We start from the raw sequence: 14,758 nt of genomic DNA on the forward strand, positions 1-14,758 counted from the left end.
CTAAACGGGGGAGGATGTCAATAGACTTGACACAAAAACACGCCGATGAATACTCCTCTAAATGGAAAGAACAATTAAGATTATTCGAGCAAGAGGATAAATTTTGGGATTGGGAGTTTAAGCTTCAGTTTGTCATCAGCAGACAGCCAAATCGAGAAGGCTATGCTGTCGAGTACAAAAGTGAAACCCAAGGTTTAATGATCATCGAAACTCAACTGCACGGTTCACGTTTAACCCCAGGGAAACGGTTGGTGTATGTTGATAGTATTGCTTCTGCGCCTTGGAATCGTGAAATGATCCAACGTCCACCAACGTATAAAGGTGTTGGTACTGCTCTATTAAGCTTTGCTAGAACCCGTAGTCTAGAACTGGGTTTTGAAGGTAGAGTAGGTTTACACTCATTACCAGGGGTGGAAAGATTTTACGATCGCCAAGGCATGATTGATTTGGGAGAAGATGAGGATTATGACGACTTAGTTTATTTTGAGTACGGGGTTTGGCGTTCTTCTAGATGAGGTGTCAGATAAATGAATCAGCACGAATTTCAAGAAAATCACAATAACCCTGCCCAAAATAACCAGGTAAGACCTATAGATTTATTACTTGATGAAGCTTGGTTACGGCAAGCTGTCCAAGCTGAGGAGCTTGTTGGCGGTAATATTGGTGCTGGATTAAATTGGGGAAGTGCATTTGGCGACCTCATGCTAACGGGTGAACTTTTGGGGCGTTTAACAACATTACGTATTTCCCTGAATAAAGAAGTCCGGTTGCTAATTAATGACTGGAATTTAGGTGCGGCTACAAAAATAGCCGTTAAAACTGCAAGAGAGAGAATACTTGAAAAATTAAGGTTGCCTACACCAAAAGTAAGACAACATATTGTAATGATTTTAGGAAGAGATGAGCTTTATGGCGAAGAGTTCATCTCTAACCGAGAAGTATTACGTGAATCGTTAGAAATTTTATTGACTCCTCAAGATTGGGAAACTATTGCCGTAGTAGCAGCAGATTCGCTCAAGCAGCAAATTATTCATCAAGCGGGTGGTGAAAAATTATCAGCATGATTGAACCCACACCAGAACAACAAATTTTTATGCAAGATGATGTTTCTACTCGCTTGCATCATTTAGCTGCACACCTGTCACAAATTCAGTCTTTGTGGACTGAAACATCATCCCAGAATTTGATGCTGCCTTTGGTAAAAGAAAGTCGGTACTTTCTTGAGTGGACTGTTCCCGATATGGTAAAAGCTGACGATATTGACCGAGCCGCAGAGTTGGTTGATTTAGGTCGAGTTTTAACTCATTGGCTTTTTCACTGGGACAAAATCTGGTCTGATGCTGAACAAAAGCGAGTTGCACAGGGACAGACTCAAGATTGGTTGCATCGTGTATTAGAAATAGCTGATACAGAGCCGGAATCACTTAGTGCTTAGTTTTTCGGTTCTTGTACCTCAGTCCCACCCACACAAGCACCCAACAGCGCACTGCCCAAAAAACCCGACAAACCTACCAACATTCCCCCTAAACAAACATTCTTTCGTGCCTGCCAGATGTACTGGTTGATACTCGTAGGATTGGAGTTAGCCGCAATAATCTCCAATCCCCAGCAACCCATTGCTGCAACTCCTGAAAATCCCACTGTCAACAGGCTGACAACAGTCATTTTGAACAATAAACTTTGGATAAAATCCCGTGTCCTTTGCCGTTTGATGCGCCGATGCCGAACGACAATGTACTGCTGCTCGTTGTACTGCACTTGATATTCGTGCGTTATTTTTCGGTGGTTATTAGTCATAATTAGTACCTCTGGGAGAAAAAAAGACAGTCTGAAACTGTCTCGAATCAATTGATTATTGATAATTAGCCATAAGCTAGTTTTCTCGCGTATTCTTTTGCTTCCACCCCAGATAAAGAGTCAAATACTTGAATTAGGGATATAGCTTCTTGACCTCTAGCATCAAAAACCAGTGAATAACAATGGGGTTCAGGAAGTCCTGGCTCTGTCACTTCCGCAATCCAAAGCCAACTTTCTTCTTCATTTTCTTCCCACGAATAATCGTAATGTAGATCGGGTCTTTCATCGGACATGGTTTTCTCCTTTTAGGTATAAACTTGATTCTTTGGGACACGGTAACGTGGCTCTCTCAAAATCGTTAGCGATCGCCATAGAAATCTGAATGTCCTGCTTCCTGATAACCTGGTTTATCCCAATCAAGAGGAGGCAATCTTTTACTACCAGCACTCACAGCTACTCGCTGTCCGTGAACATAATTCATCCAAGCTTTGATTGCCGTCATTTCATCGACATCACTAGCACCCAAAACTTGTTGCTCATAAGAGGATGCAGCACGGTAAGGGTCAGCTTTATCCGCCGCCCAAGCCAAGCAAATGGTTTTCACTAGTTGATCAACCTTGCTTGCGGGAAGTTGACTGGGGAATTTTGCATCCTGAAATTGAAGCCACTCCCGAATTAAATCAACCGGATAATCCATCAGAGTGCGGACTTGTTTCACCCGCAAATCTTGGGGATGTACCTCCGCAGATTTTGAGTTGGTTGGAGGTGATGCTGTGGAAGAGACTTCTTCTTCCAATTCATACTTTGGATTAGTTGATAGTCTTATTTGAATGCGTTCAATCATGCCAGCAAAATCAGCATTTGCATCCCATTGGTAACGGATTCTTTTTCTGATTTGGGGATTAAAGATACTACAAAATACTACCTTTTCATCACCAGGATTTGCAACGATTGTCAGTGGCTTGTTGTAGTCCTCTATGAGAGATGCTGCCAGTAGAAAGGACTTAGTGAAAATAGTCTCAATCCCACTTCTAATAACATATAGCTCATCTGCAAGAACAACGATATCTAATTTCAAGTTTTCTTTCCCCTTGAAATCCTTACTGGTCAGTTTTATCTCACTGATATATCCGGTTAATGCTCTGTCTGCGACAAGAGTCTTTTTGTCTTGTTGAGGGTCATAATGATGCCAACCATAAGTATAATTGTCAGCCAATTCTTTATCTACATACAGATAAATCGGCAATGGTGGATGCCCTAAACCCAACTTAATTTCACCCATTAGAAATTCTCCAAATCATCATTAGAATTCTGCTTTGCAGATTGTTTGTAAATTTGTACTTTGTGCATTTGATGGCTGGATGCTTTAATCAAAGGCATTGCTGCTTTCTTTACTGATTCTTTTGCTTGCTCAAATAGAAATTGTGTTGCACCTTCTGCATTTTCTTCTGGGTCGATTTGACCCCAATATGAACAAGAAAGTTCTAGTGATTCGTAATCACCAAGATTGAATTTTCTCTGATATGTTACAGAAATTGTTTTGATTTCCATGTGAAATATTTCCAATTTATCAATGATTTTTAGCGCAGCTATTCTTTACTAGATAAATTCTTAAAATTCTCAGCCATAATCAATTCGCAATTCGCAATGGAGTAACGTCCCGCTTCGCTAACGCAATTCGCAATTAATTTAATTTGTTGATTTTATCCTTAATTTTTCTAGTAGATGTAACTAATATTTTTCCAACTTCTCTGGTTTCTTGAAGCAGAGAATCGAACTTAGTTTTGTCAACCAATTCTGCTTCTATTAATATTTCTAACCAATATTCAGTTTCTCTTTCTTCTTTAAGTGCAATTTCTAATTTGCTAAGAAAATCTTTATCAGATTGAGAAGATTGAGCTTCTCTAACATTAGCACCAATGGAAGTACCACTACGTAGTAATTGGTTTGATAATGTTCGACAAACTCCAGGTTTTTCATTTAAGAAAGTACAAGCTTTAACTATTCTGATTGCCAAGGCTTTTGTTCTATCAGCAATACTAATATTTTGATTCATGCCTTTTACTCCTACTTAATAACTGCGAATTGCGAATTGCGAATTGCGAATTGGTTTGCTGGGCTAGTATTGGAAGAAGAAGCGATTGAGCGTTTATTCAGGAGAGACATTATGCGCGAGTCAGTCATTTATAAATCAATTAAGACTGAGGGTATTGAGGAAGGTGTTCGTCTTGTTGCTGTTAACCTCCTAAAAGAAAATATGCCTATCGAAATGGTGGCTAAAGTCACTGGATTAACAATCGAACAGGTGCAAAGCTTGGTTACGACAGACGTTGAGCAATCCGAGTAAGCAATACACTTCTTGTTCTATCAAAGGATTACCATGCGTGAATCGGTAACAAAAAAGGAGAGCAACTGGAATTGAGAAAGATTAAGAAAGCAGTGTAGTAAATAACCTAGCGTGGAAAAATAGTATGGTGGGAGTATGTTAAGTTTTTGAGTAATTTGATAGACCCTAGTTCAACTAACTAACTCCATATTGTCAGCCAACTGCTATATGCCAAAAATTACCCTAGAAGTATCCGAAGAATTATCTCAACAACTAGCACAAGTTGGCGATCGCTTACCGGAGCTACTGGCTTTAAGTTTGCAACAACCAGCAATCCCCGCAGAAATTTATCGATATATTCTCGACTTTCTATCAAGCAACCCTACTCCTGAACAAATTGAACAATTTCAGCCAACTCCACAAATGCAAGAGCGATTACGTACCTTAGTAACACGCTCTAAGGCTGGGGAACTCACACCTGTTGAATTAAAAGAACTAGATGAGTACGAGAAGATTGAGCATTTGATGGTCATGATTAAAACGGGTAATTTAGCTTATTTAGGCAGTCAATCGTGAGTTTAAGTTATATTCCGGTTGCGCTGCGTCGCTTAGTAGAAGAACGAGCTAATTACAAATGTGAGTATTGCTTGCTACCGACTAAAGTAGCGTTCTTCCCACATGAAATCGACCATATTATTGCTGAAAAGCATGGTGGCAAGACAGATGCAGAAAACTTAGCACTTACTTGCTGGCGTTGTAATCGTCACAAAGGTACGGATTTAGGCTCTTTTGATCCCCAAACAGGTGCTTTCAGTTTTTTATATAATCCTCGTAGTCAACAATGGTCTAAACACTTCAGCAAACACCTCGCCCCGTGGAAGCCCCGGATTCATCCGTGGGGGTAAGGGGCAGGCGAATTTATTCGCCGTCAAGATATTTTTAAACCTCATACGAATATCCATCTTTTTTATGAATTGCTGAACAATATTTGTAACTGATGCCTGCAATTCTTCCAGTCTTGGTAGCAATATCAAAACTACCTGTAGCACGACACAAAACACGACCAACATATTCGCCAACTTTCTTCCCACTAGTAACAACCGCTTTGATAATGTCTCCAGTTTGAAAACCAAAATGGATTTGTTTATTTGTACGGTGGCGACTTGGAAAACCAAATTTATCAGTGCCAGCCATCTGTCTTGTCCCGTGTCCATTAGCTGTAATCAATAATGGCTTAACACCTTTAATATTGAGAATTGGTGTTGACTTACCAACACAAGCCGAATCAATCCAGTGAGTTTTAACTAATTTTTGACCAATTCTATTGAACTTTGTTAGACCTCCTGAACCACATTCAACTGGTAAACCTGTAGATTTCAAAATATCCAAAAGCTTGTATCTAGTAGCATTAACTGCTGCTGCATCAGCTAATGGTTTCTTAGCTTGTGCCAATATTTTTTGTAACTTGCTAGGGTCTTTTTTGAGAAAATCCCTAATATCCTTAGTTCCTTTTTTGATGTTGCATTTTTCGCAACTTAAAGAAAGGTTAGTGATTGAATTAGAACCTCCTTTTGAGCGTGGGTGAATGTGTTCAATCTGCAAAGGTACGTCTTTGATACCACAATAGGCGCATTGTCTACCCCATTTTTCTAATAGATATTCTCTGGTTTCATATCCAGCTAATGTCCCTTGCTGATATTCCTTACCTTCGATTTCAGGATTACGCATCAACTGCATATCAAAACGTACTAATTCCTGACTAATCTCTCCAATTGATGCTAATTTACGCAATCTGTTTACCCATGTTTCAACATTGTGAACTCGACTCATCAGGCTTGGTGCCAACCATCCCTCTAGTCTAGTTCTGTTGAAAAATCTTGGTTTTCTGTAACGAGTTTTGCGATTTCTTCTGCCACGTCTTAATTGTCTCCTTGAGGTTAAAGAATCTCTGATTGCAAAACCTCTATGCTTTAATTCAGCAGCAAAAACTACTTCTCCAGTAGTATCATTAACTAATGCTATACCTGTGGTTTTAGCACCAGGGTCAAGTTTTAATCGCAGTGGTGTTACTGGCGAATTTGGACTTGGTTCTTCTCTACGAGACGCTGCACGAATGAGAACAATCGTGAATGGAAAGCGGCGATAAATAGCTGCTTTCTTGTTTTTTAATAATTGTCTCGCTTGTGCTGAGTGTATTGGGTCAAGTGGTCTTTTATTGGTATCTAAAACAAGTATTTTGCACATAAAGTGCCTCCTTGCGGGTAATGTTAGCTTCGACAAAGTTAGAGGTCTGTACTATCCAAACGACACTGACTTAACCCTTGTACATCTGTTTAATCGTTTGGTTCTAGAGCAAGGAACTAGCTACGTATTCCTTGGTAGGTCTTTAACTCTTGCCTCTAACGTAGTTCAGTTAAGAACTTAGTCTGGTCAGATTAGGGCTTTTTCAAGCCCCGCCCTTTAGGGCTGGGGTTTCTGACTTTTTCGGAACTAGCCATCGTGGGATTGACGGCAAATGGTCGTACTACAGTTTATCTGCTGCGAATGAATAACGAAGATCGAATCGCAGAAAGGCAGAGAGTAAGCTGAAAAACATCTAGCTTGCATATTTAACTGGCTTATTTAGGAGAGACATCATGCGTGAGTCGGTCATTTACCAAATGATTCAAAATGAAGCTGAAGAACAAGGAAGTAACAAAAAAGCCCGTGAAATCGCTCTCAACCTGTTAGCCGAGGGCATGGCTGTTGATGCGATCGCTAGACTGACTGGCTTATCAGTAGAAGAAGTGCAACAATTGCAACAGCAGCAAGCTCAGGAGTAACTTAGGATACTTCTTCTTGAGTTGACCTGACCACAACAAACGGCTCAAGACATCCCATCGCCTCACCCAGATAATGCAGCACATCGCCCAAATGCGTCTTCATCTCTGGGTCAACATCCTGCCGATTCGCTAGTTCCAACCATTCCTTTGATTGAGCGATCGCCTGAATCTTCACGTAGCACTCGTTGAACTGTTGCAACATTTCGATTGCTTGCATTTATTTTTCCCCCGTGACCTGTAAGAAAAATCCGCACCCAGTATTTTTGACATCCTCCTCAGCCTGAAGGCGTGAGGATTCCAATCTAATCAAACAGACTTAACTGTATGAATTCTTGGTGGGTTGACGCTTCACAGGATACTGCTACCTTTGCGGTAGACTGACGCTTTCCTCCACGTTCGTTTTGAGTTTCCGAATGTCCTCCGGCAACTTTGATATTAATTGCGGCGTTTACGTCTCTATCGTGTGTAGATTCGCAATTTAAGCAAATCCATTCACGGATAGAAAGGTCGAGTTTACCTCCTCTAAATCCACAGCATGAGCAGGTTTGGCTTGTTGGTTCCCACCTGCTAATGACAGTGAAGGTACGCCCGTATTTTTCGGCTTTACCCTCCAAGAATGTTCTCAACTGTCTCCACCCTAAATCGCTAATAGCTCTAGAGAGTTTACGGTTTTTGAGCATTCCTGAGACGTTCAAATCTTCCAAGATAATCGTTTGGTTTTCACGGATTAGCTTAGTTGATAGTTTGTGTAGAAAGTCTGTTCTAGTGTCCTTAAGTTTGGCTTGTAGTTTAGCTTTGCGCTTACGAGCTACTTCGTATCGTTTTGAATATCTTGTTTTACGAGATAAGTTTTTACTAAGTCGTCGTAGTCTCCCAATACGCTTTTTGAGAGGCTTGGGTGCGTCTACTTTCTCTCCAGTGCTAAGAGTTGCAAAAGTGGTTATGCCCAAGTCTACACCAACAGCATTATCTATTTTTGGTAGATGTGACGGCTGAATCTCGACCACAAAGCTGACAAAATATCGTCCTGCTGCATCCCTAAGAACGGTTACAGACGATGGCTCGGCAGGTAATGCCCTTGACCAAACGATTTCTACTTGCCCAATTTTGGCAAGATAGACCGAGGTTTGGCACACCTTAAATCCACCCTTACGAAAACGAGCAGACTGAGCAGCCCGACGCTTTTTCAACTTGGGAGGTCGAACAGGCTTACCTTTGCGTTCCTTTTTGCATGATTTAAAAAAATTTTGGTATGCCTGCTCTAAGTCGTTTAAAGACTGCTGTAAGGGGATGTTTGAAACTTCAGACAACCATTCCCTTTCAACCGTTTTCTTGGCTTGTGTGATGAACAGTTTTTGTAAGTCTGCACCACTTGGCTTTTTGTTACCTGTTCGATATTCAGCCAAGCAATGAGTGAGTGCATCGTTCCACACCACACGAACGCACCCAAACAACTTACTCAATAGTATTTGCTGGGCATCAGTCGGATAGATTCGGTAACGATAACGTGCTTTCATACTATAATTATATCATTTGGTCTACCCCTATGAATAAAGAATATAGGCGCGGTAAACACAGTGTTACATCGCTCAAGTCTCATTTGGTCTTTGTTACCAAATACCGTAAAAAGATATTTGATGTCGAGCGACTAGAGGTGTTGATTCAATCATTCTTTGAAGTAGCAAAGAAGATGGATTTTAGTATTCTTGAGGTTAATGGCGAAGGCGACCACGTTCACTTACTGGTTGAGTATCCACCAAAATATTCTGTATCTCAATTAGTAAACCACCTCAAGGGTGTGTCTTCAAGGATGTACCGCAAGCAGTTCACAGACTCACCCCACGCCGAACATCTTTGGAGTCCTTCGTATTTTGCTTGTTCTGTGGGAGGAGTGCCGATTGAAGTTTTGAAAGAGTATATTAAGAATCAAAATTCGCCCTAGAAGGGCGAGGCTTGTATCCCATTTTTTTGGTCACACGCACTAATTCCCGATCCAGCAATGCCTGGATCACTGCTTGAGAAGACCTAACGCTATGCAATGGAACTGAGCCGCCCATGCGTCCTAGCGAGTGCAAAAGTTGGGTAGCTGTGATTTCCGAGTGATTTCTACGCATCGCCCAGTCCTCCCACTAATTGCGCTTGCAGTAGCATGATTTGCTGCTGATGCTTTTGAATCTCCGCCTGTAGCTGTTCCTGTAGTTCTGCCAGAGAAAGCTGTTGAATTTGGTCGTCAAAACAATAATGGACTTCTTCAGAATGCTTATCTGGCAGTACCGTATAACGCCAAGAATTACCGTACTCGTGCGCCAGTAAAGTATCGCTGGGGTAGTATTGGATGCCGATGATCAGTCCTTGTTTTGTGAGTTGACCAACAGTGAATCATGGGTAGTCCCAGTCCTTGGGTATGCTAATTGTGGGTTGCATAATCTTATTGGTTGGTGCTGGAGGAATTGATGAGAGGCGATCGCTGTGAATAAGTCGTACTTGCGATCGCCCCATGAAAGAATTACGCTGCGGCTAACTCCCGATACTCTGGCTCATACTCCAGCAGCTTCCGCCATTGCACACTCGTCAGTTGGTCAAAGGGCAGGTCTAGCAAATGATCGTAATCATCAATTTCAGGAAGAGTTACGCTATCCACCATCGATAGCCAGTAAACAACATCCATTGCCGAGTCACATGGCACTTTCTCCTGAGACTCTCCAGATCGGATAAACCACCATTGTTTATCTGTGCAACCGACTTCACCCAATCTCACATCACCGCGATAAATCCCATCGTCCAGTAGTTCCAACCCGCACTTTTCGCACTCGTCGGCAATCTGCGCCATGATTTCGTTCCCTGTGGTGCAGGGTTCTACAAATGGCTGTTGCACGGGTAATGTGCCTTGCTGGTAATGCTGCTTGACGTAACTGTGGCATCTGGGGGCTGTGGAGTCGCGGAAAATCTCGATATTGTTGACCATGACTCGCCAATACAAGTTTTCGTGATTCTCCGAGTCAAAGCTAATGCTGGCGACTAATTCACCACTTACCAAGGCTTCGTGATCGTAGAAACAGATTTCGGAAATGGTGGGGACTTCTGGGATGTTGCCTGAGATTGGCGGATTGAGTGTACCGTCCTTATGATGCCAATTGATGAAGCGTTGACATCTGGTGAGAGTGGTGTAGCGAAAAACCTCAACACCACTTACCATAACCACCCAGCGTTGGGTGACAAATTCACCTTGGTCATAGGTGATGTATGCGATAAGTCGTTTGCCTGCGTAGATTTCGTAATGTTGGGAGTTAATCTCGACTGTGGTCAGTTTTTCTGGTGCTACAGCTTTGGCTTGGTCTGCGATGTGCAAGTCGAGTTCGGCTTGGGCGATGGTTTGTTCTTCGGTTGCTTGCAGTCTATTTGCAATGTAAGTCATAATAGAGTTCCTTATGTAATAGGGTAAAAGGCGATCGCTGGTTTTCTCAGGACGGGCGATTGCCTTTGTTTTTTTATGAACAACGTTGTGGGGAAGCCACAACGAATTCACAGATTTTTGGCGTAGCCATCAATTGAATCTCAAAGCTAGTGGCATTTGAGCATGATCAAGGCAAACAGGGATGCTTGCAAAAGCCAACTACAACTATTGATTGCACTTGTTTGTGCTGGCTGTTCTGATGGTGATTGACTTGTCAAGGTTATGTAAGAGAAGAAAATCATTTTTCCTTTGCTCTTGTACCTATTAGCATATGCGGTACTACATACACTTGTCAATATAGCTCATACATTAAATGCTTATTTGACTATTTTGTATGCAGTAAAGCAAACATTGTGCTAGCATAGCCTACAAGTACGATGGAGGAATGAATAAAAAGATGTTTTGTCGTTTAGCTGTTTTGATGGCCGAAAAAGACCCCCAGTTGTCCCAGCGACAACTGGCAAGAGACACTGGTTTAGATGTGACTACCATCAACCGTTTGTTTACCAACAACTTCAGTCGCGTTGATGTTAGTACCGTTGAAACCCTATGTAACTACTTTGGTCGAAATGTCGGGGATCTGTTTGAAATGAGAGATCCGCAAGACATTCCCCAAAGGCGCACCAAGAGGCAAATCCACTCTATTGGTGAAGAGGCAGCATAATCACAGGCAGCACAGATTTACATTACCTGTTGATTCCTGTGATCAGTAATGAAAATTTTCGTGGAATCTCAAATGCTCGATTATTTTAATTTCTTATTCAGTAACGTGGTTTTATACCGTTTGACTAAGCGTACTTACGGCAAAGTTAACTTAACAACACTATCTCTACTTTGTACTTCCATTCGCTATCGCTGTTGGTCAAACTGATTTCTACCTAAAGCTTAATAAAAGAGAGCGATCGCCCGCCGACCAAGCATTGCGATCGCCTGCTCAAATCGCTAGACAACAAAGTGAGCTACATATAATGCTGACACATTTTTGGTGTAATCCCAAGATCAGCATGAGTTTCACTTTGGTGATGTGTGCATAACTGTTTTCAGCATTTACCAAATAGTGGGCAATTATCATGCTGACACTAGACCGCGAACAAATATCAGTACCCAGCTACAGCATTCTCAACGACAGCATCAAAGAAACCTTCGCTGCCATAGACCGCTTTGAGTGGCAAGCAATAGAAGAATTACGGCTGATGCTTGATAACTCCTATTACAAAGATGCTGGGTACAAAAGCTTTGAGATTTACTGCAATGAAGAGTTGACCAAATACGGGGGATATCGCAGGGTCAGAGATTTACTTGCCGCCAAGAAAGTGGTTGATTCTCTCCCCGACGAACTAAAGGACAAAATCACTAAACCCTCCCAAACCCGACCCTTACTAAAACTGGTCAAAACTCCCGACAAGTTACACGAAGCCGTTGCGATCGCAGCCAAAGAAACACCCTTCCCTACTGCCGCAGACTTCGCTAAAGCAGTAAATAAGGTAGCACCAAAAGCTAAACGGTTTACAGAAAATCAGAACAATCAAACGCAATTGTGTCATTCGGTCAAGGTTTCATCACAATCTCACCCCAGATGTGGAGAAGAGGGAGTAATTGAGTCAGACCCACCAAACCCCACCCAGCAGATTGTCACATTTGCGGATGCTGAGAAGCTGTTGGTCAATAATGCTGATTTGAATAATTTGAGTAATGACGCAATTGTGTCATTTTCCAGTGAGCGCACATACCCCAAAGAATATTCTGAGGCGATTGCCACACTGAAACAGCAACATCAACAGGAATTGGAACGGCTGGAGCAAGAATTAAGGATTGGCCTACTTTCAGAAGCCACAGCCAGCGCAGAAGCACGAGTACAAGAACAACTTTCCTCTGTGCAGAAACTATTTCAACAGCAGAAGCAGCAAAATATCGATTTACAGCAACGATTGGACGAGATGGAGGGACTGAGGCAGTTAGAACTGGAAAACCAGCGACTACAACAACGGATTCAGGAGTTAGAAAACGCTGTACAAAAACGTCCCTCGCAACAGTGGGGGAATACCATGACGCAACAGGCGACCAAAGTTTTGAACAAGCAAGTTAAACAAGCTCTGGAAAAAACTATTGATTTGCGATCGCTTGCTGTTGAACCACCCAAAGAAAATCCCCAAGAATGCTTACGGTTGATGGGTATAGCTTTGGGCAATCTCGCCAGTGCAATGAACAACGCCCAAGCCCTGCGAGCTGCGGCAATTATTCTGGGCAGTGAGCCAACACAAAGTGCCATCGCATATCGCGCCGAACAATTACAATTGTTGCCCCAAGCAGTTAACGATATTCGGCGTGTGCTGGCTAAACCTGGGTGTAGCTGGTGGGATTATTTGGAAGTGGCTACTGAGTATGAGGTTATTAAAGCAGACTATCTGGCGGAATTGACACCGCAAGAAACGGACTTAATCACTGTGTTGGAAAAATCTGCACAACCTCCCACAATCGGGCTGGGTTCGATTGTTGCCCATGCTGATATCTACTGTGCTTTATATAACGCTAGAGGTGAAGTCATTGAAGACTTGGGCGATGAGGTGTGGGTGGCTTGGGAGCATTGGAAAGACAAACCCAAGAAGACTGACCGCTATTTCAAGGATGAGTTACGGCTGTTGTAACACGTAGTTTGTAATTTTTTAAACAACGTTTCCGACTATTCATAATCCAGCGCGATGCCTGCGGCGGTAAACAACGCTTGGGTGAAGTTTTCGTGTGCCAATATTCAGGAGATTGTACAATGACAGCAACTATTACACGCCCCATTAAAAAGCCTACCAAGGAGAAACCCCAATCCCCATACAAGCGGCTTCACGTAATTATCCCCATTGAAGATATGTTGTGGGCTTCGCAGCAAAAACCGTCTGTTAATCAACTGTGGCAAGAATGCTGGACATCTGACCCCTATGGTTCGCGGTGGATGCCCTTATCTACCGCTTTAGGTTACAGCAGTTTTATCTGTGCAAAGAAAATTCTAGCTGAAAGTGGGCTGTTTATTTTCAAACCAGATAAGTCCATACAAGACGGACGTGAGACTGTGGGCTGGATGGTACGGAATTTGCATGGCAGTCGCATGAAAGAATTTTGGGAAGCAGTCAATGCTGAAAATGAAGAACCAGATTCTACAAAACAACAATCAAATGCTGAAAATACAGACATAGATGCTGGCTTTTTAGAAATAGATGCTAAAATTTTGGCGTGCATTTCCGAAAAAAACCAGTCAGAGCAAGCATTCCAGAAACCCTCACGAACTACTCATAAACACCTCACAAACTCTTCAGTAGAGTTTGTGAGGTGTGTCTCTTCCACCCCAAACGAGATTTTGCGTGTTGATGCGACGGCTGACGCGCCTTTTGGGGGCGCGTCGCCTCATACCCTCAAAAGCGTGGAAGAGAAGGATGAAGAATTACCTACGGTAACGGACTGCACGACGCTGACGCTTGTGGATGTTACGCCGAGTCAATTTGCTTCTTTGGTGGGGGAAAATGAGAATTTGGGTGGTGAGGCGGCAATTTCTGATGAAGACCAAATTTCCGCCGCACCCGTTGTATCTGGTAATGAAGAAGTTCAGCAACATCAACCCACTCCGTTGTTGGGAGAAAATGAGGACTTTGGTGATGAAGCGACAATCCCTCAAGAAGAACAAATTTCCGGCGCGCCCGTTGCTTCCAGTTTGGAAAGCGAGGAATCAGCCCAAGTTGGTGTTTCCACTTCGCTGCTAGATGAAAATACTGCTTCTGCACCGTCCGGCCTAGAGCCGGAAACAAAGCCTGATAAATGGTCGAGTGAGGCGTTGTTTACCGCCGCAGGCATCGCTCTTAGGTCAAAAGCTAGACCCTGGCGCATGGAAAAACTCAAGATGGCAGGGTTGCTCAAAGAAAATCCTGGGATTGATTTTCTCATGGAGTGCTGGAACGATGACCCCGCCTTACAGATTGTGATCAAGGGGCTGGTGCGGAACTTTCCGCAGTGGGGTTATGTGGTTGTGGATGGTAAGTTGATTGAGTGGGATAATTAGCCGGAGCTAAGTTAATCTCTATATTATTTGGGTGCGGCTCTTTTAGAAAGACATAAAATTATATTCGTATTACACGGTTCTAACCTAAAAAGCTAGAGTTAAGCGATTGCAAAAAATCAAACACAAAAACCCCGTTCCCTAATGTATTAGAATACTACAAAAAGGCTTTGTTGCATGAAATGAAAAAAGGACACACCAATCCGAAGTAAGGCAACATCAAGTTTCAGTCCCCTTGCGGGGTAATAGTCAATGGAAACTTTAATACACCTATCCCACACAAAATTAACCCTGAGTTTCAGTCCCCTTGCGGGGTAATA

Annotated in this window: 20 protein-coding genes; 11 read left to right on the plus strand and 9 right to left on the minus strand. The window is 42.6% G+C overall.

The window, feature by feature from the left end:
- The first annotated feature begins 14 nt into the window (after positions 1-14).
- Genes VB693_RS27865 through VB693_RS27875 form a run of 3 tightly spaced genes read left to right on the plus strand, consistent with a single transcriptional unit; the run spans position 15 to position 1,435 of the window.
- Positions 15-515 carry a GNAT family N-acetyltransferase gene (locus tag VB693_RS27865; protein ID WP_323269106.1) on the plus strand — a complete coding sequence of 167 codons (501 nt, stop codon included), beginning with the start codon at positions 15-17 and terminating at the stop codon, positions 513-515.
- A gap of 12 nt (positions 516-527) precedes the next feature.
- A complete protein-coding gene (locus VB693_RS27870) occupies positions 528-1,064 on the plus strand; it encodes a hypothetical protein (RefSeq protein ID WP_323269088.1) in 537 nt (178 codons plus the stop codon).
- Positions 1,061-1,435: a hypothetical protein gene (locus VB693_RS27875; protein WP_323269089.1), complete on the plus strand. Its 375-nt coding sequence runs from the start codon at positions 1,061-1,063 to the stop codon at positions 1,433-1,435. The genes VB693_RS27870 and VB693_RS27875 overlap by 4 nt, the downstream gene beginning before the upstream one ends.
- Here the strand turns inward: VB693_RS27875 and VB693_RS27880 are convergent.
- The 5 genes from VB693_RS27880 to VB693_RS27900 all read right to left on the minus strand — a co-directional run bounded on the left by VB693_RS27880 (position 1,432) and on the right by VB693_RS27900 (position 3,853).
- On the minus strand, positions 1,432-1,797 hold the full coding sequence (locus VB693_RS27880; protein WP_323269090.1) for a hypothetical protein: 366 nt from the start codon (positions 1,795-1,797) through the stop codon (positions 1,432-1,434). The two genes, VB693_RS27875 and VB693_RS27880, sit on opposite strands and share 4 nt — an antisense overlap.
- Before the next feature lie 65 nt (positions 1,798-1,862).
- Complete coding sequence (locus tag VB693_RS27885; RefSeq protein WP_323269091.1) at positions 1,863-2,090, minus strand: hypothetical protein; 228 nt, start codon at positions 2,088-2,090, stop codon at positions 1,863-1,865.
- Positions 2,091-2,155: 65 nt separating this feature from the next.
- The gene (locus VB693_RS27890) at positions 2,156-3,079 is read right to left on the minus strand and encodes a hypothetical protein (RefSeq protein ID WP_323269092.1); all 924 of its coding nucleotides are present in this window, start codon (positions 3,077-3,079) and stop codon (positions 2,156-2,158) included.
- Positions 3,079-3,348 carry a hypothetical protein gene (locus VB693_RS27895; RefSeq protein ID WP_323269093.1) on the minus strand — a complete coding sequence of 90 codons (270 nt, stop codon included), beginning with the start codon at positions 3,346-3,348 and terminating at the stop codon, positions 3,079-3,081. Before VB693_RS27895 ends, VB693_RS27890 begins: the two co-directional genes overlap by 1 nt.
- A 133-nt stretch (positions 3,349-3,481) precedes the next feature.
- Entirely contained in the window at positions 3,482-3,853 is a 372-nt protein-coding gene (locus VB693_RS27900; protein ID WP_323269094.1) for a four helix bundle protein, read from the minus strand.
- A 36-nt stretch (positions 3,854-3,889) separates the two neighbouring features.
- Here VB693_RS27900 and VB693_RS27905 point away from each other — a divergent pair, with 36 nt between their 5' ends.
- From VB693_RS27905 to VB693_RS27915, 3 genes are all read left to right on the plus strand, one after another.
- Positions 3,890-4,144, plus strand: coding sequence for a hypothetical protein (locus tag VB693_RS27905; protein ID WP_323269095.1), 255 nt, complete (start codon positions 3,890-3,892; stop codon positions 4,142-4,144).
- A 207-nt stretch (positions 4,145-4,351) separates the two neighbouring features.
- Positions 4,352-4,699 (plus strand): hypothetical protein, encoded by a 348-nt coding sequence (locus VB693_RS27910; protein ID WP_237996522.1) that lies wholly within the window; start codon positions 4,352-4,354, stop codon positions 4,697-4,699.
- Positions 4,696-5,028, plus strand: coding sequence for an HNH endonuclease signature motif containing protein (locus VB693_RS27915; RefSeq protein ID WP_323269096.1), 333 nt, complete (start codon positions 4,696-4,698; stop codon positions 5,026-5,028). Before VB693_RS27910 ends, VB693_RS27915 begins: the two co-directional genes overlap by 4 nt.
- Before the next feature lie 34 nt (positions 5,029-5,062).
- On the opposite strand, the gene iscB is transcribed toward VB693_RS27915, so the two are convergent.
- Positions 5,063-6,367 (minus strand): RNA-guided endonuclease IscB, encoded by a 1,305-nt coding sequence (iscB, locus tag VB693_RS27920; RefSeq protein WP_323269097.1) that lies wholly within the window; start codon positions 6,365-6,367, stop codon positions 5,063-5,065.
- Positions 6,368-6,759: 392 nt separating this feature from the next.
- On the opposite strand from iscB, the gene VB693_RS27925 reads away from it, so the two are divergent.
- Positions 6,760-6,945, plus strand: coding sequence for a hypothetical protein (locus VB693_RS27925; protein WP_323269098.1), 186 nt, complete (start codon positions 6,760-6,762; stop codon positions 6,943-6,945).
- A gap of 1 nt (position 6,946) precedes the next feature.
- On the opposite strand, the gene VB693_RS27930 is transcribed toward VB693_RS27925, so the two are convergent.
- On the minus strand, positions 6,947-7,162 hold the full coding sequence (locus VB693_RS27930; protein WP_323269099.1) for a hypothetical protein: 216 nt from the start codon (positions 7,160-7,162) through the stop codon (positions 6,947-6,949).
- An 85-nt stretch (positions 7,163-7,247) separates the two neighbouring features.
- A complete protein-coding gene (locus tag VB693_RS27935) occupies positions 7,248-8,462 on the minus strand; it encodes an RNA-guided endonuclease TnpB family protein (RefSeq protein WP_323269100.1) in 1,215 nt (404 codons plus the stop codon).
- Positions 8,463-8,491: 29 nt separating this feature from the next.
- Here VB693_RS27935 and tnpA point away from each other — a divergent pair, with 29 nt between their 5' ends.
- On the plus strand, positions 8,492-8,887 hold the full coding sequence (tnpA, locus tag VB693_RS27940) for an IS200/IS605 family transposase (protein WP_323269101.1): 396 nt from the start codon (positions 8,492-8,494) through the stop codon (positions 8,885-8,887).
- 564 nt (positions 8,888-9,451) lie between these two features.
- Here tnpA and VB693_RS27945 read toward each other — a convergent pair.
- Positions 9,452-10,360: a hypothetical protein gene (locus VB693_RS27945; protein WP_323269102.1), complete on the minus strand. Its 909-nt coding sequence runs from the start codon at positions 10,358-10,360 to the stop codon at positions 9,452-9,454.
- A gap of 424 nt (positions 10,361-10,784) precedes the next feature.
- Here VB693_RS27945 and VB693_RS27950 point away from each other — a divergent pair, with 424 nt between their 5' ends.
- The 3 genes from VB693_RS27950 to VB693_RS27960 all read left to right on the plus strand — a co-directional run bounded on the left by VB693_RS27950 (position 10,785) and on the right by VB693_RS27960 (position 14,441).
- The gene (locus VB693_RS27950) at positions 10,785-11,063 is read left to right on the plus strand and encodes a helix-turn-helix transcriptional regulator (protein WP_323269103.1); all 279 of its coding nucleotides are present in this window, start codon (positions 10,785-10,787) and stop codon (positions 11,061-11,063) included.
- Positions 11,064-11,469: 406 nt separating this feature from the next.
- Positions 11,470-13,044, plus strand: a complete 1,575-nt coding sequence (locus tag VB693_RS27955) for a hypothetical protein (RefSeq protein WP_323269104.1) — start codon at positions 11,470-11,472, stop codon at positions 13,042-13,044.
- Between the two features lie 119 nt (positions 13,045-13,163).
- Entirely contained in the window at positions 13,164-14,441 is a 1,278-nt protein-coding gene (locus VB693_RS27960; protein WP_323269105.1) for a hypothetical protein, read from the plus strand.
- The last annotated feature ends 317 nt before the right edge of the window (positions 14,442-14,758 follow it).

The sequence above is a fragment of the Anabaena sp. UHCC 0399 genome (genome assembly GCF_034931465.1).
Classification (GTDB): Bacteria; Cyanobacteriota; Cyanobacteriia; order Cyanobacteriales; family Nostocaceae; genus Trichormus; species Trichormus minutissimus.

Excerpts from the sequence above, each read along its gene's own strand:
- VB693_RS27865 (WP_323269106.1), top strand. The coding sequence starts at position 15 with ATGTCAATAGACTTGACACAAAAACACGCCGATGAATACTCCTCTAAA.
- VB693_RS27875 (WP_323269089.1), top strand. The coding sequence starts at position 1,061 with ATGATTGAACCCACACCAGAACAACAAATTTTTATGCAAGATGATGTT.
- VB693_RS27950 (WP_323269103.1), top strand. The coding sequence starts at position 10,785 with ATGAATAAAAAGATGTTTTGTCGTTTAGCTGTTTTGATGGCCGAAAAA.
- VB693_RS27925 (WP_323269098.1), top strand. The coding sequence starts at position 6,760 with ATGCGTGAGTCGGTCATTTACCAAATGATTCAAAATGAAGCTGAAGAA.
- VB693_RS27895 (WP_323269093.1), bottom strand. The coding sequence starts at position 3,348 with ATGGAAATCAAAACAATTTCTGTAACATATCAGAGAAAATTCAATCTT.
- VB693_RS27880 (WP_323269090.1), bottom strand. The coding sequence starts at position 1,797 with ATGACTAATAACCACCGAAAAATAACGCACGAATATCAAGTGCAGTAC.
- VB693_RS27930 (WP_323269099.1), bottom strand. The coding sequence starts at position 7,162 with ATGCAAGCAATCGAAATGTTGCAACAGTTCAACGAGTGCTACGTGAAG.
- iscB (WP_323269097.1), bottom strand. The coding sequence starts at position 6,367 with ATGTGCAAAATACTTGTTTTAGATACCAATAAAAGACCACTTGACCCA.
- VB693_RS27955 (WP_323269104.1), top strand. The coding sequence starts at position 11,470 with ATGCTGACACTAGACCGCGAACAAATATCAGTACCCAGCTACAGCATT.
- tnpA (WP_323269101.1), top strand. The coding sequence starts at position 8,492 with ATGAATAAAGAATATAGGCGCGGTAAACACAGTGTTACATCGCTCAAG.
- VB693_RS27960 (WP_323269105.1), top strand. The coding sequence starts at position 13,164 with ATGACAGCAACTATTACACGCCCCATTAAAAAGCCTACCAAGGAGAAA.
- VB693_RS27890 (WP_323269092.1), bottom strand. The coding sequence starts at position 3,079 with ATGGGTGAAATTAAGTTGGGTTTAGGGCATCCACCATTGCCGATTTAT.
- VB693_RS27910 (WP_237996522.1), top strand. The coding sequence starts at position 4,352 with ATGCCAAAAATTACCCTAGAAGTATCCGAAGAATTATCTCAACAACTA.
- VB693_RS27945 (WP_323269102.1), bottom strand. The coding sequence starts at position 10,360 with ATGACTTACATTGCAAATAGACTGCAAGCAACCGAAGAACAAACCATC.
- VB693_RS27935 (WP_323269100.1), bottom strand. The coding sequence starts at position 8,462 with ATGAAAGCACGTTATCGTTACCGAATCTATCCGACTGATGCCCAGCAA.
- VB693_RS27885 (WP_323269091.1), bottom strand. The coding sequence starts at position 2,090 with ATGTCCGATGAAAGACCCGATCTACATTACGATTATTCGTGGGAAGAA.
- VB693_RS27870 (WP_323269088.1), top strand. The coding sequence starts at position 528 with ATGAATCAGCACGAATTTCAAGAAAATCACAATAACCCTGCCCAAAAT.
- VB693_RS27900 (WP_323269094.1), bottom strand. The coding sequence starts at position 3,853 with ATGAATCAAAATATTAGTATTGCTGATAGAACAAAAGCCTTGGCAATC.